Here is a 415-nt window from a genome sequence, read left to right as displayed (position 1 = left end):
CGTCATCCACGCGCACATCATTCAAGAACCGCTTCCTGTTCAATCTCCCTGTAGGCGGGGCCCAATCGTTGTCATAAATCCACCGGTACTTACTCGGCCTGTCTGCGTGCGATTCGACCATCAGTCCCGCCTCCTCACCTTTTCGAGAAGTTCGACTGCTTCATCTGGTGCAAACGCGAGAAAGTTGCGGAAGTCCTCCGGGTGGACAGTCGGTGTCCCGTCCGGCCTGTATTCCACGTAGAAAACCGTTTCCATGATTTCGCGGGCATCTTCTTCAGTGCATCCGAATTGTTGTGCGATGTCACCGACTGTCATGCCGTCTGGGTATGGGGCTGGGAGTTTTGCTTGCTTTTTCACGGCTTGTTTTGGGTCACCCATGCTGTTGAGGAGGTCATAAAGGAAAATCATTATTTGG

1 protein-coding gene is annotated in these 415 nt (G+C 52.8%); it reads right to left on the bottom strand.

Annotated features, from left to right (window positions below):
• Window positions 1-120: 120 nt before the first annotated feature.
• On the bottom strand, window positions 121-415 hold a 295-nt coding region (locus tag QP415_RS10825; RefSeq protein ID WP_285100056.1), incomplete at its 5' end, for a hypothetical protein.

Source organism: Pauljensenia sp. UMB3104, from assembly GCF_030217285.1.
Classification (GTDB): domain Bacteria; phylum Actinomycetota; class Actinomycetes; order Actinomycetales; family Actinomycetaceae; genus Pauljensenia.
This window is presented reverse-complemented; position numbering and strand designations above follow the sequence as displayed.